Origin of the sequence: Microbacterium enclense (assembly GCF_004022425.1) — a bacterium.
GTDB lineage: Bacteria > Actinomycetota > Actinomycetes > Actinomycetales > Microbacteriaceae > Microbacterium > Microbacterium enclense_A.
On record NZ_RBZY01000008.1, the window covers coordinates 15,186 to 32,318 of the forward strand.

General features: G+C 69.8%; 16 protein-coding genes. 6 read left to right on the top strand and 10 right to left on the bottom strand.

Annotated elements, in window-relative coordinates; genetic code table 11:
* Positions 1 to 10: 10 nt before the first annotated feature.
* The 7 genes from D8Y23_RS03250 to guaB all read right to left on the bottom strand — a co-directional run bounded on the left by D8Y23_RS03250 (position 11) and on the right by guaB (position 7,833).
* Positions 11 to 1,366, bottom strand: a complete 1,356-nt coding sequence (locus D8Y23_RS03250) for a glycosyltransferase (protein WP_128216740.1) — start codon at positions 1,364 to 1,366, stop codon at positions 11 to 13.
* Positions 1,367 to 1,455: 89 nt separating this feature from the next.
* Positions 1,456 to 3,036 carry a glutamine-hydrolyzing GMP synthase gene (gene guaA, locus D8Y23_RS03255; protein ID WP_128216741.1) on the bottom strand — a complete coding sequence of 527 codons (1,581 nt, stop codon included), beginning with the start codon at positions 3,034 to 3,036 and terminating at the stop codon, positions 1,456 to 1,458.
* A complete protein-coding gene (locus D8Y23_RS03260) occupies positions 3,033 to 3,554 on the bottom strand; it encodes a DUF3817 domain-containing protein (protein ID WP_128216742.1) in 522 nt (173 codons plus the stop codon). The genes guaA and D8Y23_RS03260 overlap by 4 nt, the downstream gene beginning before the upstream one ends.
* Before the next feature lie 10 nt (positions 3,555 to 3,564).
* Complete coding sequence (locus D8Y23_RS03265) at positions 3,565 to 4,371, bottom strand: SURF1 family protein (RefSeq protein ID WP_128216795.1); 807 nt, start codon at positions 4,369 to 4,371, stop codon at positions 3,565 to 3,567.
* Positions 4,372 to 4,450: 79 nt separating this feature from the next.
* On the bottom strand, positions 4,451 to 5,566 hold the full coding sequence (locus D8Y23_RS03270) for a GuaB3 family IMP dehydrogenase-related protein (protein WP_128216796.1): 1,116 nt from the start codon (positions 5,564 to 5,566) through the stop codon (positions 4,451 to 4,453).
* A gap of 2 nt (positions 5,567 to 5,568) precedes the next feature.
* Positions 5,569 to 6,255: a TMEM175 family protein gene (locus D8Y23_RS03275; protein WP_128216743.1), complete on the bottom strand. Its 687-nt coding sequence runs from the start codon at positions 6,253 to 6,255 to the stop codon at positions 5,569 to 5,571.
* Positions 6,256 to 6,330: 75 nt separating this feature from the next.
* Positions 6,331 to 7,833, bottom strand: a complete 1,503-nt coding sequence (gene guaB, locus D8Y23_RS03280) for an IMP dehydrogenase (RefSeq protein WP_128216744.1) — start codon at positions 7,831 to 7,833, stop codon at positions 6,331 to 6,333.
* Between the two features lie 251 nt (positions 7,834 to 8,084).
* On the opposite strand from guaB, the gene D8Y23_RS03285 reads away from it, so the two are divergent.
* From D8Y23_RS03285 to D8Y23_RS03305, 5 genes are read left to right on the top strand one after another with little or no spacing between them, the layout of a single operon-like run.
* Positions 8,085 to 9,428 carry a branched-chain amino acid ABC transporter permease gene (locus D8Y23_RS03285; RefSeq protein WP_240663754.1) on the top strand — a complete coding sequence of 448 codons (1,344 nt, stop codon included), beginning with the start codon at positions 8,085 to 8,087 and terminating at the stop codon, positions 9,426 to 9,428.
* An 11-nt stretch (positions 9,429 to 9,439) separates the two neighbouring features.
* The gene (locus D8Y23_RS03290) at positions 9,440 to 10,420 is read left to right on the top strand and encodes a branched-chain amino acid ABC transporter permease (protein ID WP_128216745.1); all 981 of its coding nucleotides are present in this window, start codon (positions 9,440 to 9,442) and stop codon (positions 10,418 to 10,420) included.
* The gene (locus tag D8Y23_RS03295; RefSeq protein ID WP_128216746.1) at positions 10,413 to 11,345 is read left to right on the top strand and encodes an ABC transporter ATP-binding protein; all 933 of its coding nucleotides are present in this window, start codon (positions 10,413 to 10,415) and stop codon (positions 11,343 to 11,345) included. The genes D8Y23_RS03290 and D8Y23_RS03295 overlap by 8 nt, the downstream gene beginning before the upstream one ends.
* Positions 11,345 to 12,121: an ABC transporter ATP-binding protein gene (locus D8Y23_RS03300; RefSeq protein WP_128216747.1), complete on the top strand. Its 777-nt coding sequence runs from the start codon at positions 11,345 to 11,347 to the stop codon at positions 12,119 to 12,121. Before D8Y23_RS03295 ends, D8Y23_RS03300 begins: the two co-directional genes overlap by 1 nt.
* Positions 12,122 to 12,156: 35 nt before the next feature.
* Positions 12,157 to 12,966, top strand: a complete 810-nt coding sequence (locus D8Y23_RS03305; RefSeq protein WP_128216748.1) for a hypothetical protein — start codon at positions 12,157 to 12,159, stop codon at positions 12,964 to 12,966.
* 75 nt (positions 12,967 to 13,041) lie between these two features.
* Here D8Y23_RS03305 and D8Y23_RS03310 read toward each other — a convergent pair whose 3' ends face one another.
* The 3 genes from D8Y23_RS03310 to groES form a co-directional block, all read right to left on the bottom strand.
* Positions 13,042 to 14,322, bottom strand: a complete 1,281-nt coding sequence (locus D8Y23_RS03310; protein ID WP_128216749.1) for an ABC transporter substrate-binding protein — start codon at positions 14,320 to 14,322, stop codon at positions 13,042 to 13,044.
* A 138-nt stretch (positions 14,323 to 14,460) separates the two neighbouring features.
* Positions 14,461 to 15,399: an EamA family transporter RarD gene (rarD, locus tag D8Y23_RS03315; protein ID WP_128216750.1), complete on the bottom strand. Its 939-nt coding sequence runs from the start codon at positions 15,397 to 15,399 to the stop codon at positions 14,461 to 14,463.
* A gap of 113 nt (positions 15,400 to 15,512) precedes the next feature.
* On the bottom strand, positions 15,513 to 15,809 hold the full coding sequence (groES, locus tag D8Y23_RS03320; RefSeq protein WP_128216751.1) for a co-chaperone GroES: 297 nt from the start codon (positions 15,807 to 15,809) through the stop codon (positions 15,513 to 15,515).
* Between the two features lie 131 nt (positions 15,810 to 15,940).
* Between groES and D8Y23_RS03325 the strand changes: the two genes are divergently transcribed.
* Positions 15,941 to 17,131, top strand: coding sequence for a class I SAM-dependent methyltransferase (locus tag D8Y23_RS03325; RefSeq protein ID WP_128216752.1), 1,191 nt, complete (start codon positions 15,941 to 15,943; stop codon positions 17,129 to 17,131).
* Positions 17,132 to 17,133: the final 2 nt, after the last annotated feature.

Genomic DNA, 17,133 nt, shown 5'->3' on the forward strand with positions numbered 1-17,133 from the left:
CCGCGGCGCCCTACCGCCGGGTCGGGCGCGACAGCGCCTCGGCGGCCGCGGCCGCGAGCGTGTGCATCGCCCGCTCGGGGCGCAGCGCCTCCGCGGCTGCGCGCGCCTCGGTCCCGAGCCGCCGGCGCAGGGCGGCATCCCCGAGGACTCGTGTGAGGGCGGCAGCGAGCGCGTCCTCGTCGCCGTCGGGCACCAGGATGCCGCCCCCGTCGGCGAGTAGGTCACGGGGTCCGTAGCGGATGTCGTAGGCCACCGCCGGGACCCCGTGGGCGAGGGCCTCGCCGAGCGCGAGCCCCTGTCCCTCGAAGGCCGAGGTCGTGAGGTAGACCGCGGCCGAGTCGAGGACCGCGCCGGGGTCGTGCGTCACACCGCGCAGAGCCACCGCGTCACCGAGGCCGAGGTCGGCGATGAGCTCTGCGAGAGCCTCTCGGCTCGGCCCCGCGCCCCAGAGCTCCAACCGCGCCCCGGGACGCTCGGCGACCACGCGGGCGAAGGCGCGGATCGCGTGGTCGACGCGCTTTCCCGGAGCGACACGGCCCATCACCACGACCGGACCCTCGTCTACGAGGGCCCCGCCGTCGGGCTTCGGGATGCCATGCGGCGCGACCACGTCGACCCGGTCGTCGCCGAAGCGCGCCCGTACGTCGTCGCGCTGGCGCGCCGTGGGCCAGAGCACCGCGTCGAACCGCGGGGCCACAGCCAGCCAGCGTTCCCACAACGAGTTGATCGGCGCATCGGCGGTGAACGGCGGTTCGAGGTGGATCGTGTGCACGGTGTGGAGGATGCGGGCGTCGGGGTCGTCCCAGTCGACGATCAGCTCACCGAGTTGCCGCGACTCGCAGATCAGCACGATCGGGCGGTCGATCTCGGCGCGGAGGCCCGCGACGACGTGGGTGAGCCAGGCGCGGTACAGCGCCCCGAACCCGTCGATCACGCCGAGGGCGGTCCCCGCCGCGCCCCGTACGACGACCGGGGCGGTGGAGAGGTGCCAGTGCGGGTCGACCACGTTCGGCAGGTCGACGGTCCCCGCCGCGACGCTGCGGTAGTCCAGCGACGGGTCCGCCTCCCCCGGCCGCGCAGCCTCCCGCAGCCATCCCGCGGCGCCGCCGTCCGGGCCCACCGCCTCGTCGAAGAGGTTTCGGAACACCTCGGATGCCGCCGCCGCCCCGCGCCGCACGAACTCCGCGCGATGCTCGGCGTGCGCGTGTTCGCTGGCGGGGTCGACCGTGAGCAGAAGCGCCGGAGCACCGGCATCCGCCATCTGTTGCGCCCGCGCGAGGGTGGAGATCGTGTACCCGCCGTCGAGATCGGGAATCAGTCGACTCGAGAGGATCAGGTACCACGCGTCGGGGAACGGCACGGACATTCCCCCATCCTCTCCCATCCGGCTTCGTCAGCCGGTTCGGGGCGCCCCAAACCCTCAGCGGACCGACAGAGCCGGAGCAGGCGGAACGCCTACTCCCATTCGATCGTCCCCGGCGGCTTCGACGTCACGTCGAGCACCACGCGGTTGACCTCGCGTACTTCGTTGGTGATGCGGTTCGAGATCTTCGACAGCACGTCGTACGGCAGACGCGTCCAGTCGGCGGTCATCGCGTCTTCGCTGGAGACGGGACGCAGCACGATGGGGTGACCGTAGGTGCGGCCGTCGCCCTGCACGCCCACCGACCGCACGTCGGCCAGCAGCACGACGGGGCACTGCCAGATCTCGGCATCCAGGCCCGCTTTGGTCAGCTCGGCGCGCGCGATGGCGTCGGCGTCACGCAGGATCTCGAGACGGTCAGCGGTGACCTCGCCCACGATGCGGATGCCAAGACCGGGCCCCGGAAAGGGCTGGCGGCCGACGATCGCCTCGGGGAGGCCGAGCTCGCGGCCGATCGCGCGCACCTCGTCCTTGAAGAGGGTGCGCAGCGGCTCGACGAGCTCGAACTGCAGGTCTTCCGGCAGCCCGCCGACGTTGTGGTGCGACTTGATGTTCGCGGTGCCCGCGCCGCCGCCGGACTCCACGACGTCGGGGTACAGCGTCCCCTGGACGAGGAACCGGATCGGCTCACCGTCGGCCTTGGCCTCGGCGACGAGGTCGGCCTGCACCTTCTCGAACGCGCGGATGAACTCGCGGCCGATGATCTTGCGCTTCTCTTCGGGGTCGCTGACGCCGGCGAGCGCGTTCAGGAACGTCTCGCGCGCGTCGACCGTGATGAGGCGCACACCGGTGGAGGCCACGTAGTCGTTCTCGACCTGCTCGCGCTCGCCCTTGCGGAGGAGTCCGTGGTCGACGAACACCGCGACGAGCTGGTCGCCCACGGCCTCGTGCACCAGGGCGGTCGAGACGGCCGAGTCGACGCCGCCCGACAGCGCCGACAGCACGCGGCCGGTACCGACCTGCTCGCGGATGCGAGCGACCTGCTCGGCGATGACGTTGCCGCTGTTCCAGTCGGCGGGAAGACCCGCGGCCTTGTGCAGGAAGTTCTCGAGAACGTGCTGGCCGTGATCGGAGTGCTTGACCTCGGGATGCCACTGCACCCCGTACATGCGGCGGGTGTCGTTCGCGAACGCGGCGACGGGGGTGTGCGCCGTGCGGGCGAGCACGTCGAAGCCGTCGGGAGCGCGGGAGACCTGGTCGCCGTGGCTCATCCACACGTTCTGCTCGACCGGCTGCCCCTCGAGCAGGGTGCCCTCGGTGACGATGGTGGCATCCGTCGCGCCGTACTCGCGCAGGCCCGTGTTCGCGACCTCGCCGCCGAGCGCCTGGGCCATCACCTGGAATCCGTAGCAGATGCCGAGCGTGGGCACGTCGAGATCGAACACACCCTCGTCCAGGCGCGGAGCACCCTCTTCGTAGACCGACGACGGTCCGCCGGACAGGATGATGCCCACCGGGTTCTTCGCGGCGATCTCGTCGGCCGTGGCGGTGTGCGGCACGATCTCGCTGTAGACCCCCGCTTCGCGGACGCGGCGGGCGATCAGCTGGGCGTACTGGGCGCCGAAGTCGACGACGAGGACGGGACGCTGCGACGTTTCGGTCTGTTCGGTCACCGGGGTCCTTCCGGGGCGGGGACGGGAGCGGAGGCCTCGGCGGCCTCCCGCTCGGCGAGGTAGGAGCGCACGTTCCGGGCGGTGCGCACCTCGAGGAAGAAGGAGAGGAAGGGCACGACGCCGCCGAGCGCGAGGAAGACAAAGCGGCGGAACGGCCAGCGCATGAGGCTCCACACGCGGAAGCACGAGAACAGGTACACGACGTAGAACCAGCCGTGCGCCACGAGGATCGCGAGCGAGATGTTCAGGCCGTCGCCGGTGGAGACGATGTCGCACCCGTTGCCGCCCGGGAGGAACAGCGAGAACCACTGGCATCCGGGACCGGGGATGGCATCCGCGAACCACAGGAAGCCACCGGATCCGCCCAGGAAGAGTTCCTTGTGAATGGGCGTGTACTTCAGGATCATCTCGGCGACCAGCAGCAGCAGGCCGACACCGGTGATGACCGAGCAGATCTGGTAGAACTTCAGGGCTCCGCGGATCGCCGGGAACGAGGCGAGTTTCGGGGCGCGGGGCATGGATGCCAGTCTAGTCGCGGGATTCTGCGGAACCTGCCGCGAGGGCCTCGGCCTCGGCGTCCTCGAGATCTTCCACTTCCTTCTCCCACGCGTCGCGGGCGAGGCGGTACCAGAGGTACAGCGCGAAGCCGGCGAAGATCGCCCACTCGGCGGCGTAGAAGATGTTCAGCCAGTTGACGCGCGAGCGCTCCTCGGGGGCCGGTGAGTCGATGGCCTCCACCGGTCCGATCGCGGTCTGCGAGGCGACATAGGACCGGTAGACGGAAACGCCGTCGATATCGTGCCAGCGCCCCAGAAGAACGGCGGGCGACATGCGGGTCATGGTCTGCGGGTCGGCGGCGCCCCGGGGCGCGCGCCCCGGACCCTCGTCCGAGATCAGGCGGCCGGTCACCGTGACGACGGCGTCGGGCTCGGCGAGCGCCTCAGCACGAAGCGCCGCCGCGGCGCTCTCGGCCGACGCGGCGTCGCGGGTCCAGCCGACCGCGACCGCGAGCGACGTGGGCGTGGGAGTGTCGTCGAGCCGCAACTGTCCCGTCACCCAGTACCCCTCGACGCCGTCGTTGTACCGCGAGGAGACGACGAGGAAGTCGGGGGCCACCCACCTTCCGCTCACCTCGACACGCTGCCCCACGAGCGGCTCGGCCAGGTACTCGCCCGGCTGCGCGACGTCGGCCAACGGCCGGACGATCTCGGTCTGTCCCGGCTCGGACGGAGCCGTGTCGACGGCACGACTCAGCTGCCACTGCCCGAGCCACGCCAGCACACCGGCGACGATGAGCGAGAAGGCCAGGAGCGCCAGCCATCGCGGGCGCAGCATGACCTCCCGCAGGGTCGGCGGGAAGACCTGCCGAGGCTCCTGCTCGATCACCGTGGGAAAGGTCACGCGGTCTCCGACATCAGTGTCCGTAGGGCGCCACGACGACCTCGACCCGCTGGAACTCCTTGAGGTCGGAGTATCCGGTGGTGGCCATCGACTTCTTGAGCGCGCCGATGAGGTTCGCGGTGCCGTCGGCCACCGGGGCCGGGCCGTACAGGACCTGCTCGAGCGGGCCCACGCGGTCGACCGCGACGCGGTGGCCGCGCGGCAGCTTGGCGTGGTGCGCTTCGGGGCCCCAGTGGAAGCCGCGACCGGGCGCATCGGTCGCGCGCGCCAGGGCGACACCCAGCATCACCGCATCGGCCCCCATGGCGAGCGCCTTCACGATGTCGCCCGAGGTGCCCACGCCTCCGTCGGCGATCACGTGGACGTAGCGTCCGCCCGACTCGTCGAGGTAGTCGCGGCGCGCTCCGGCGACGTCGGCCACTGCCGTCGCCATCGGCGCGTGCAGTCCGAGCGTCACGCGGGTCGTGGACGCGGCGCCGCCGCCGAAGCCGACCAGGACGCCCGCGGCGCCCGTCCGCATGAGGTGCAGCGCCGCGGTGTAGGTCGACGCACCGCCGACGATGACGGGGACGTCGAGGTCGTAGATGAACTTCTTGAGGTTCAGGGGCTCGGCGACGCTGGAGACGTGCTCGGCCGAGACCGTCGTCCCGCGGATCACGAACAGGTCGACGCCCGCGGCCACGACCGTCTCGTACAGGTCGTGGGTGCGCTGCGGGGTGAGGGCGCCGGCCACCGTGACGCCGGCGGCGCGGACCTCGGCGAGGCGATCGCGCACCAGCTCGGGCTTGATCGGCTCGGAGTACAGCTCCTGCATGCGACGCGTCGCCTCGGAGTCGGGCAGTCCCGCGATCTCGGCCAGGAGCGGCTCGGGATCGTCGTACCGCGTCCACAGGCCCTCGAGGTCGAGGACACCCAGGCCGCCGAGGCGGCCGAGTTCGATCGCCGTGCGAGGGCTGACCACCGAGTCCATCGGCGCGCCGAGCACCGGGATCTCGAACGGGAAGGCGTCGATGGTCCACGCCGTCGACACGTCTTCCGGGTTGCGCGTGCGGCGCGACGGAACGACGGCGATGTCGTCGAAGGTGTAGGCGCGGCGGGCACGCTTGGCGCGGCCGAGATCGATCTCCATGGTCACTCCCCCAGCCTACCCGCGCCCTCCGACGCCCCCGGCGATGCGGGCGGCGGCCCGATCGGATCCACCGGCGCGTCCGTGCCGCGCAGCACCCGGGTCAGCGGACCGTCCAAGAAGAACAGCAGGAAGCCGGCCGAGCCGACCAGCGGGCTCGCGGCCACGGCCAGAGCGCTGATGATCACGGCGCTCAGCGCCGCTCGCCCCAGACGGCGCGCGTCGGCGGGCGAGAGACCGGGGATCGCACCGGACCGGAGCGCCCACGCCCACTGGAGCCACCCGACGAGGATCGCGAGGAAGAAGTTCACCGGCAGCAGCACACGACCGATCAGGTAATCGGAGTAGTCGGTGCCGAGCGAGGAGGTGAACGGAACGAGGACGACCAGGAGGAGTCGAAGGTTGTTGATCCACATCCCCGCGTTGTCGATCCGGGCGATCCATTCGAACTGCCGGACGTGCGTCATCCACATCACGCACAGGATGAGGAAGCTGATGACGAACGTGAACACCGGGTGCAGCAGGTTCCCCAGCGCTGCGGCGAGATCGGCCTCGGAGTCGATCGAGCCCAGCGACTGCGACGTCAGCCCCAGCACGAGCAGCGTGGCCGCGATCGCGAAGACCCCGTCGGTGAAGGCCTCGGTGCGTCGCGCGGAGACGGTCGCCTCGGGGTGGCTCGTGCGCCGGATCATGCGCACAGCGTAGCGGCGGCGCGGCAGGACGCCGAAGGGCCGGGCAGTCTCCTGCCCGGCCCTTTTCGAACACGCCTACTTCTTGTAGTTCGGTGCCTCGACGACGATCTGCACGTCGTGCGGGTGGGACTCCTTCAGCCCCGCCGAGGTGATCCGCACGAACTTGCCCTTGGCCTTGAGCTCATCGACCGTGCGCGCGCCGACGTAGAACATCGACTGCCGAAGGCCCCCGATGAGCTGGTAGGCCACGGCGGACACCGGGCCGCGGTAGGGCACCTGCCCCTCGATGCCCTCGGGGATCAGCTTGTCGTCGCTCGGCACGTCGGCCTGGAAGTAGCGGTCCTTCGAGTAAGAGGTCTTCTTGCCGCGGGTCTGCAGCGCGCCCAGCGACCCCATGCCGCGGTACTGCTTGAACTGCTTGCCACCCTGGAAGACGATCTCGCCGGGAGACTCGTCGGTGCCGGCCAGGAGCGACCCGAGCATGACCGTGTCGGCGCCCGCGACGAGGGCCTTGGCGATGTCGCCCGAGTACTGGAGTCCGCCGTCGGCGATGACCGGGACACCCGCGGGGATCGCGGCCTGCGCGGCCTCGTAGATCGCCGTGACCTGGGGAACGCCCACACCGGCGACGACGCGCGTCGTGCAGATGGAACCGGGACCGACGCCCACCTTCACGGCATCCACGCCGGCGTCGATGAGGGCTTGAGCGCCCTCGCGTGTCGCGACGTTGCCGCCGATGACGTCGATGTGCGCGAACGATGCATCGGCCTTGAGGCGACGCACGACGTCGATGACTCCGGCGGACTGCCCGTTCGCGGTGTCGACCACGAGCACGTCGACACCCGCGTCGCGCAGGGCCTCGGCGCGCTGCCACGCGTCGCCGAAGAAGCCGATCGCGGCGCCGACACGCAGGCGCCCCTGCTCATCCTTGGTGGCGAGGGGATACTTCTCGCTCTTGTCGAAGTCCTTGATGGTGATGAGACCGGCGAGCTTGCCCTCGTCGTCGACGAGCGGCAGCTTCTCGACGCGGTGCTTCGCGAAGGTCGCGATGACGTCGTTCGCGTGGATGCCGACGGGCCCCGTGATTAGCCCCTCCTTCGTCATCACGTCCTTGACCAGGGTCGTCTGGCGCTCGAAGCCCGAGACGAAGCGCATGTCGCGGTTGGTGATGATGCCGACAAGGACCCCATCCGGGTCGATGACGGGGAGTCCGGAGATGCGGTACTGCGCGCACATCGCGTCGACCTCGGCAACGGTGGCATCCGGCGTCGTTGTGATCGGGTTGGAGACCATTCCCGACTCGCTGCGCTTGACCTGGTCGACGATCGCGGCCTGGTCCTCGATCGAGAGGTTGCGATGCACGATGCCGATCCCACCCTGGCGCGCGATCGCGATCGCCATGCGGGCCTCGGTCACGGTGTCCATCGCGGACGAAAGCAGCGGCGTCGCGACGGTGATGCGCCGGGTGAGCCTGGACGAGGTGTCCGCCTCGCTCGGGATGACGTCGGTGTGACCTGGCAGAAGCAGGACGTCGTCGTAGGTCAGTCCGATGAAACCGAAGGGGTCGTGCTGCTCCATGGATCCTCCTGCGCGCGCGGCGCCTGCTCGAAAAGGACGACGTCGGCCGGTGCGCGCACTGCGCTCCGCCTTGAATTCTAAGCGTCGGAAGGGGCCGGATCATTCCCGCGTGGGCGGGAATCCGGCGATGTCGCCGCAACACGATTCGCTAACGGCGATCGCGCCGAAACACGATCGACACATTACGCTCGTAGCGTCGATCGTCGAAGCAGACGAAACGACATCGTCAGCGTTGCCGAACTGGAGACTCCGTGGGTCATTCCTCCCCCACCGCGATACGATCGCGCACCCTTCCCCGCCCCGCCGTCCTCCTCGTCTCGCTCCTCGCGAGCGCGGTGGCCGTGCTGAGTCTGATGTTGGCCGCACCAGCCCACGCGCAGACCACCCCGACTCCCGCCGCCTCCGCAGGAACGGGCGACGTGGCGACGCAGTACACGATCGGCGGCATCATCCGCGCGGACGACGAGCCGCTGGAAGGCGTCGAGGTGGCCGTCGAGGGGTCCGGCTTCTCGGAGACGGGAACGACCGGCGCCGACGGACGCTGGGCGGTCTCGGTCCCCGGCCCGGGCGCCTACACGGCCACGCTCCAGGTCGACACCCTCCCGGACGGAGTCGCACCCCGAGACCCCGACAACGTCACGCGCGACGTCACGATCGGCACCACCAACACGGTGAACGTCCTCTTCCCCACCGGCGAGGGCACCGCGGCGAGCGGCTCGTTCCTGGACACGCTGTTCTCGCGCTTCATCTACGGCCTGAACTTCGGCCTGCTGCTCGCTCTCGCCGCGATCGGGATCTCGCTCATCTTCGGCACGACGGGCGTCAACAACTTCGCGCACGGTGAGATGCTCACCTTCGGCGCGATCATCTTCTACGTCTTCACCTCGCTCGGGTGGAACCCGCTCCTGGGAGTGCTCCTCACGGTGGCGCTGTCGGCGGCCCTCGGGTGGACACAGGATGCCGTGCTGTTCAAACCTCTGCGCAAACGCGGGGTCGGGTTGGTCCAAGTCCTCATCGTGACCATCGGTCTCTCGATCGTCCTGCGCTACCTGTACCTCTACTTCTTCGACGGCGGCACTCGGAACATCGACACCGGCATCACCGACAACGTCACGATCGGTCCGGTGACCATCACCCTCACCTCGCTGATCAGCATGGGCGTCAGCATCGTGATGCTCGCCGCGGTGGCCTACTTCCTCACGCGGACCCGTATCGGCAAGGCGACCCGCGCCGTGAGCGACAACGCCTCGCTCGCCGCGGCATCCGGGATCAACGTCGACCGTGTCATCCGCATCGTGTGGGTGCTCGCCGGGGCGCTGACGGGCCTGTCGGGCGTGCTCTACGGCCTTTACCGCGGAGTCACGTGGGACATGGGCTTCGCGATCCTGCTCCTGCTGTTCGCGGCGGTGACGCTCGGCGGCCTGGGCAGCGCCTTCGGCGCCCTCGTGGGCTCGCTCATCATCGGCATCATCACGGAACTGTCCACCATCGTCATCCCCCCGGACCTCCGGTACGCGGTGGCACTGATCGTGCTCATCGGCGTGCTGCTGTTCCGGCCGCAAGGTGTGCTGGGTCGTAAAGAGCGGATCGGCTGAGGAAGAACGACATGGACTGGCTTTCGATTCTCAACAACGCCGCGGGCGAGCTCATCAGCCCGACCACCGCGGCCTATGCCCTCGCCGCGATCGGCCTCAGCGTTCACTTCGGCTACGCGGGTCTGCTCAACTTCGGTCAGGCGGGCTTCATGGCTGTCGGCGCCTACGCCTTCGCCATCGCCACCCTCTCGCTCTCGGCCCCCGTGTGGCTGGCGATCCTCATCGCCATCGTCGCGTCGGTGCTGTTCGCGTTCATCCTCGGCATCCCGACCCTTCGCCTGCGCGCCGACTACCTCGCGATCGTGACGATCGCGGCCGCCGAGATCGTGCGCTACGTGGTCTCGACCGTCGGACTCACCAACATCACGGGCGGCTCGCAGGGACTCAACGGCTACAACCGCGAGTTCCAGAGCCTCAACCCGTTGCCCGAGGGCACCTACGGCATCGGGCCGTGGACCTACTCGGCGAACGACTGGTGGGTGCGTCTGTTCGGCTGGGGTCTCGTGATCCTCGCGACGCTGCTGGTCTGGCTGCTGATGCGCAGCCCGTGGGGCCGTGTCGTCAAGGGCATCCGCGAGGACGAGGATGCCGTGCGCAGCCTCGGCAAGAACGTCTACTCGTACAAGATGCAGGCGCTGGTCCTGGGCGGCGTCATGGGCGGTCTCGCCGGAGTCGTCTTCATCCTCCCCCGCGCCGTCCAGCCGGGGAACTACGGCACCGCGCTGACGTTCTTCATCTGGACCGCGCTGCTGCTCGGCGGTGCCGCGACGCTCCTCGGCCCGATCGTCGGCGCCGCCCTCTTCTGGGTGCTGCTGTCGCTGTCGAACGGCATCATCGTGGGACTTCGCGATGTCGGCATCCTGGGCTTCATGAGCTCCACCCAGACCGGCCAGGTGCGCTTCATCATCGTCGGGATCGGGCTGATGCTCCTGGTCATCTTCCGACCACAGGGCATCTTCGGCAACAAGAAGGAGCTGTCGTTCAATGTCTGACACGACCCTCACCCACCCCCTGGTGAAGGGCGACGTGGGCCCCGGCTGCGCGAAGGTCGACCCCATCGTCGTCGCCGACGGCGTCACCCGGCAGTTCGGCGGCCTCAAGGCCGTCGACGTCGAGCACCTCGAGATCCCGCGGGGGCACATCACCGCCCTCATCGGCCCGAACGGGGCCGGCAAGACGACCCTGTTCAACCTGCTCACCGGCTTCGACAAGCCCAACACCGGTCGCTGGAGCTTCGAGGGGTCCAACCTCGCCGGCGTGCCCGCCTTCAAGGTGTCGCGTAAGGGCATGGTCCGCACCTTCCAGCTGACGAAGTCGCTCGGTCGCCTCTCGGTGCTGCAGAACATGCTGCTCGGGGCCCGCGGGCAGAAGGGCGAGAACATCTTCCGCGCCATGATCCCCTCGATCTGGCGCTCGCAGGAGAAGGCGAACACCGAGCGGGCCGACGACCTCCTGCGCCGGTTCAAGCTGGATGCCAAGCGCGAAGACTTCGCCGCGTCGCTGTCGGGCGGCCAGCGCAAGCTCCTCGAGATGGCGCGCGCCCTGATGAGCGATCCCACGCTGGTGATGCTCGACGAGCCCATGGCCGGCGTGAACCCGGCGCTGACGCAGAGCCTGCTCGGCCACATCCTCGACCTGAAGAAGGAGGGGATGACAGTGCTCTTCGTCGAGCACGACATGCACATGGTCCGCCACATCTCTGACTGGGTGGTCGTGATGGCCGAGGGTCGCGTCGTCGCGGAGGGTCCCCCCGAGACGGTCATGAGCGACCAGGCCGTCATCGACGCCTACCTGGGCGCGCACCACGACACGGATCTCGGCGACATGACGACGTCGCAGCTGGAGACCATCCAGGCCGAGGCCGCCGCCGAAGCCGAGGCCGAGCTCGTCGCCGACGAGAAGGACGGGAAGCTCTGATGACCGACACCGCCACGCGCACCGCGGTGCTGCGCACCGACGACCTCGTCGCCGGGTATCTGCCCGGGGTGAACATCCTCAACGGCTGCTCCGTCGACGCCTACCAGGGCGATCTCATCGGCATCATCGGTCCGAACGGCGCCGGCAAGTCGACGCTGCTCAAGGCCATCTTCGGGCAGGTGAAGATCCGCGGCGGCGCCGTGCTGCTCAACGGCGAGGACATCACCGCGCTCAAGGCCGACAAGCTCGTCGGCAAGGGCGTCGGCATGGTCCCGCAGAACAACAACGTGTTCCCGAGCCTGTCGATCGAGGAGAACCTGCAGATGGGGCTCTTCCAGCGCCCCAAGGTCTTCGCCGAGCGATTCGAGTTCGTCACGGGCCTGTTCCCGGAGCTGGGCAAGCGTCGGCGCCAGCGCGCGGGTTCGCTCTCGGGCGGTGAGCGCCAGATGGTCGCGATGGGTCGGGCACTGATGATGGACCCGTCCGTGCTCCTGCTCGACGAGCCCTCTGCCGGCCTCTCCCCCGTGCGCCAGGACGAGACGTTCCTCCGCGTCGCCGAGATCAACCGTGCCGGCGTGACGATCATCATGGTCGAGCAGAACGCCCGCCGGTGCCTGCAGATCTGCCACCGCGCCTACGTGCTCGACCAGGGCAAGGACGCGTACACCGGCACCGGTCGCGAGCTGCTGACCGACCCGCGCGTCATCGAGCTGTACCTGGGCACGCTCGCGGCCGATGAGGACGCCAAGCGCGACGCACGGGAGACCGAGGCCTGATCCGCGCGCGTCCCGTGGGGGCGACGCTCACCCTGGTGGGTGTCGCCCTCGCGGGGTGCTCTACGAACCCTCCCCCGGTGGTTCCGGACGGGCTGACCGTCTCGGTCGTGCAGCAGCGCGGAGACATCGCACCGGGACGAGCACAGCTGCGCCTCGCCAACGGGTCGGACCGGCCGATCACCGTTGTCGCGGCCACGCTCACGTCCGCCGCTCTGTCGGAGCCCGCCGCCTGGTCGGCGCGCCGCGCCACGTCGATCGGCTCCGGTCGCGTCGTCGACCTGCCCCTGCCGCTTCCCCCGGTGGCCTGCACCACCGACGACGACGGCCCCCGCGTGACTCTCGAGGTCGGGGCTGACGACGGCACCCGAAGCGTAGACATCGCCGCCGACGACCCCCTGCACGTCCTGGAGCGCCTCAGCGCCACGCAGTGCGATCAGGATGCGGTCGACGCCGTGGCCCACGTCGAGGCGACGGCGGTCGCTCCGCGCGGCGACGGCACCGCCGACCTCACGATCTCGATCACTCCGGCCGGCGGCGGCTCGACATCGGCGCTCGATCTCGTGGCACTGCGCGGCACGCCGCTTCTGCGCTTCGCCGCCGGGGACGAAGCGCCGCTCGGCGCGGCGGTGAGGTCGGGGGACGCGCCGTCGACGCTGAGCGTCGCCGTGACGCCTCGTCGGTGCGACCCGCACGCGATAGCGGAAGACAAGGTCGGCACGCTGTTCGATCTCGTCGCCCGCCTCGACGGGAAGGACGTCACCCTGTCGCTGGAACGTCCGCAACCGGTCGCCGACGCGCTGCTGGCGTTCACCGCCGCCGCGTGCCGCCTGACACCCGCGGGCTGACCCCGTGTGCGTCCGCGTGTGCAGGAAGAAGGGCCCGGATGCCGTGGCATCCGGGCCCTTCCCGATCGGGTCAGATCACTCGTTGAGCGAGCCGAACTCCGTGTTCAGCAGGGTGTACTTGTTGTCGGCACCGTACTGGTAGATACCGATGTACGCCTCGGTCGGGTCACCGTTCTCATCGAACGTGATCGGGCCGGAGACACCGTCGTAGTCGATGTCGGTGCCGGCGTTGATCAGCTCGAGGCAGTCGGCGAACGTCGTGCACTTCTCGCCGCCCTCGGTGACGGACTGCAGGTTGTCACGGATGGCCGTGCCCGAGTCGTCCTTCGCCTGCGCCGCGGCGAGGGCCGCGACGATGACCGCGTCGTACGACTCCGGCGCGTAGCTGAAGTCGGTCAGCGCGGGGTCGATCTCCTTCAGGCGCGTCTGGAAGTCGGTGTCGGCCGGGTTGCCGGGCAGCGTGCCCTTGGCGCCCTCGAGCGTGCCGGGCTGGAACTCGTACGAGTTCGAGAGGTTGCCGTCGACGAAGTAGACCTTCGACCCCGCGTAGCCCTGCGTGTTGACGAGCTGCGGGATGATCGACGACGTCTCCTCGAACGCGATCACGGCGATCGCGTCGGGCTGGGCGGCCAGGAGCTGGTCGACCTGCGACGTGAAGACGGTGTCGCCCGGGTTGTAGGGAACCGCGACCGAAACCTCGCCGCCGGCGGCCTCGATGGCCGTCGTGGCGTTGTCCTTCAGGCCGATGCCGTACGGGTCGTTGATGTAGATGATGCCCACGTTCGCGGCGCCGTCGCCGACCATCAGGTTACCGAGCACGCGCCCCTGGAGGACATCCGAGGGGGCGGTCCGCCAGTAGTACCCGTCGTCGTCGTAGGTCGTGAAGTCGGGCGACGTGTTGGCCGGTGAGATCTGAACGATCCCCGCGTCGACCAGCTGGTCGACGAAGGTGAACGAGACACCGGACGATGCGGCACCGATCACGACGTCGGCACCCGCACCGACGAGCTCGGTCGCCGACTGGGTGGCGATGTCGGTCGTCGTGTCACCCGAGTCACGCTCGGTGAGCTGGGTCGTGAACGGGAATGCGTCGCCGGTCGCCTCAATGTCCTGGATCGCCAGCTTCACACCGGCGACCTCGGGCGGGCCGAGGAACGCGAGGTTACCGGTGGCGGGAAGGATCGTGCCGACGTGGAAGGTCCCGTCGGCCTCGGACACGGCGCCTCCGCCGGACGATGCGCTGGGGGCGGCGTCGCCGCCACCGCCGGCGCAACCGGCGAGGACGAGCGCGCTGGCACCGACCAGGGCGAGACCGCCCAGGGCCTTGCCGGCACGCGTACGCGTGAAGACGCTCATAGTGCTCCTTGCTGTGAATGAACGTTCGACGGCACAGGGGTGCCGTCTGGTGTCCTAAACCTAATGGCCCGCACGTTTTCGCCGTGTTGCCGTTCGTTAACGATGTGCGTCGCCGAGGTCACGGCGTCATAACGCCCCCTAGACGGGTTCGGTCACATCCGATATGGCGTGCTGCCGTCGGCGGGCCGCGACGAGCGAGTCCACGCTCAGCACCGTGAGCGCCACCCACACGAGACCGAATCCGATCCAGCGCTCGAGCGTCATCGGCTCGTGGAGCACCCATACTCCGATGGCGAACTGGATGATCGGCGCGACGAACTGGATCAGCCCCATGACGGTCAGGGGAGCGCGCCGCGCCCCCGCGGCGAACAGCAGCAGCGGGACCGCCGTGATCGCCCCGGCGCAGGCGAGGAGCACCGTGTGCACGGGGCCGTTCGCCCCCAACGTGAGCCCTCCCGTCACGGCGACGACGACCAGCTGGACGATCGCCACCGGCAGCAGCCAGAAGGACTCGAGGGTCAGTCCGCTGACGGCATCCACCGACGGGCCGATCTGCTTCTTGACCAGGCCGTACACGCCGAACGACAACGCCAGGGTCAGCGCGATCCACGGGAAGCCGCCGTAGCCGACCACAATCACGAGAACCGCCGCGACCGACAGCCCGATGGCGATCCACTGCACGGGCCGGAGTCGTTCGCGCAACACCGTGACTCCGAGGAGGACGGTGACGATCGGGTTGATGAAGTAACCGAGGCTCGTCTCGATCACGCGGTCGTTCAGCGCGCCGTAGACGTAGGTCTGCCAGTTCACGTAGATCAGCGCGCCGGCGAGCGCCGTGAGCCCCAGCAGGCGCGGTTGACGGACGATCACGAGGAACGGGCGCCAGGCCCGCAGAACCGTCAGGAGGAGCAGGCAGAACACGAACGACAGCGCGATGCGCCAGCCGACCAGCTCCCATGCACCGGTCGGCTCCAACTGCAGGAAGTACAGCGGCAGCACGCCCCACAGGAGGTAGGCGGCGAGGGCGAACAAGCCGCCACGGACGGCTCCCGAGACGGGCGGCGGAGCGGGGGTCACTGCGCCAGCCTAGGCCCGCGCGGCGCGCCCGTTCTGCCGAGGTTCCCGCATTCCCCGCCAATGACAGAACCCCGGATGCCGAGGCATCCGGGGTTCTGAGAATCGCGGAGCGATCAGCGAACGACCACCGCGAGGACGTCGCGAGCCGAGAGCACGAGGCACTCGTCGGCGCCGAACTTGACCTCGGTGCCGCCGTACTTGCTGTAGAGCACGCGGTCACCGACGGCGACGTCGAGGGGGACACGGTTGCCGTTGTCGTCGATACGGCCGGGGCCGACGGCGACGACTTCGCCCTCCTGCGGCTTCTCCTTGGCGGTGTCGGGGATGACGAGACCACTCGCGGTGGTCTGCTCAGCCTCGACCTGCTTGATGACGATGCGGTCCTCGAGCGGCTTGATGGAAACCGACACGGTCTACCTCTTCTTTCTCGTTACAGAAGACTTGTCAGCACTCACGCGGGGAGAGTGCTAATCCGAGTGTAGAGAAGCACTGGCACTCACGCAACGCGAGTGCCAGCAGAATCGGCACCTAGGCTGGCCCGGTGGAGATCGCCGAGCTGACCGCCCTGCTCACCCCCGGAGGGCTCACGCTGCTCGACGAGGTGGGCCCGCTCACGACCACCGACGAGGCCGCTCGCGCGGTCTCGCGGTTGCGGGCCGCGGGCCACTCCCCGGATCTCGTCGCCGCCGTCGTCGGCCAGGCGCGGCTGCGCGTGAAGGCGGCCGCGAAGTTCGGCCCGTTCGCCGACCGCATGCTCTTCACGCGCGCCGGCCTCGAGCAGGCGACGCGGCTGTCGATCGCGGCGCGGCACGCGGGACGCTTCCGCGCCGCCGGCGTCGCATCGGTGGCCGACCTCGGCTGCGGGATCGGCGGCGACGCGCTGGGACTCGCGGGGCTCGGCATCCGTGTGCACGCGGTCGACGCCGACGAGGTCACGGCCGCGATCGCCGCCTACAACCTCGCGCCCTTCGGCGACGCCGTCACGGTGGCGCACGGGCGCGCGGAGGACGCCGACGCGAGCGCGGTGGATGCCGTGTGGCTCGACCCTGCGCGCCGCACGGCGGGGCACGGCGAGACGCGGCGCGTGGCGGCCGACCAGTGGTCGCCGTCACTGGACTGGGTGTTTGCGCTGCTGCAGGAGCGACCGGGCGGCGTGAAGCTCGGACCGGCGTTCGACCGCGAGCTGATCCCGGACGACGTCGAGGCGCAGTGGATCAGCGCCGACGGCTCGACGATCGAGCTGGTCCTGTGGGCGGGCAGCCTGGCGCGCGGGGGCGTCCGCCGTGCCGCGCTCGTCGCGCGTGGCGACGAGGCCTGGGAGCTGACGGCCCCCGCCGATGCCCCCGACGCCGAACCCCGCGAACTCGGGGCCTTCGTGCACGAGCCCGACGGCGCCGTGATCCGCGCGCGCCTGATCGGGGAGGTCGCCCGCTCGCTGGATGCCGGGATGCTGGCGCCGGGAATCGCCTACCTGACCTCGGACGCGGCGCTCACGAGCCCCTTCGTCTCGTCGTTCCGCGTGCGCGAAGCGCTGCCGACCGACACGAAGAAGCTCGCGCGGGCACTGCGCGAGCGGAACATCGGAACCCTCGAGATCAAGAAGCGGGGCGTGGACGTCGACCCCGCCGTGCTGCGCACGCGCCTCTCGCTGCGCGGCGACGAGTCGGCGACGCTGCTCATCACACGCATCGACGGACGCCGCGCGGCACTGCTCGCCGACCGCGTGGGCTGAGG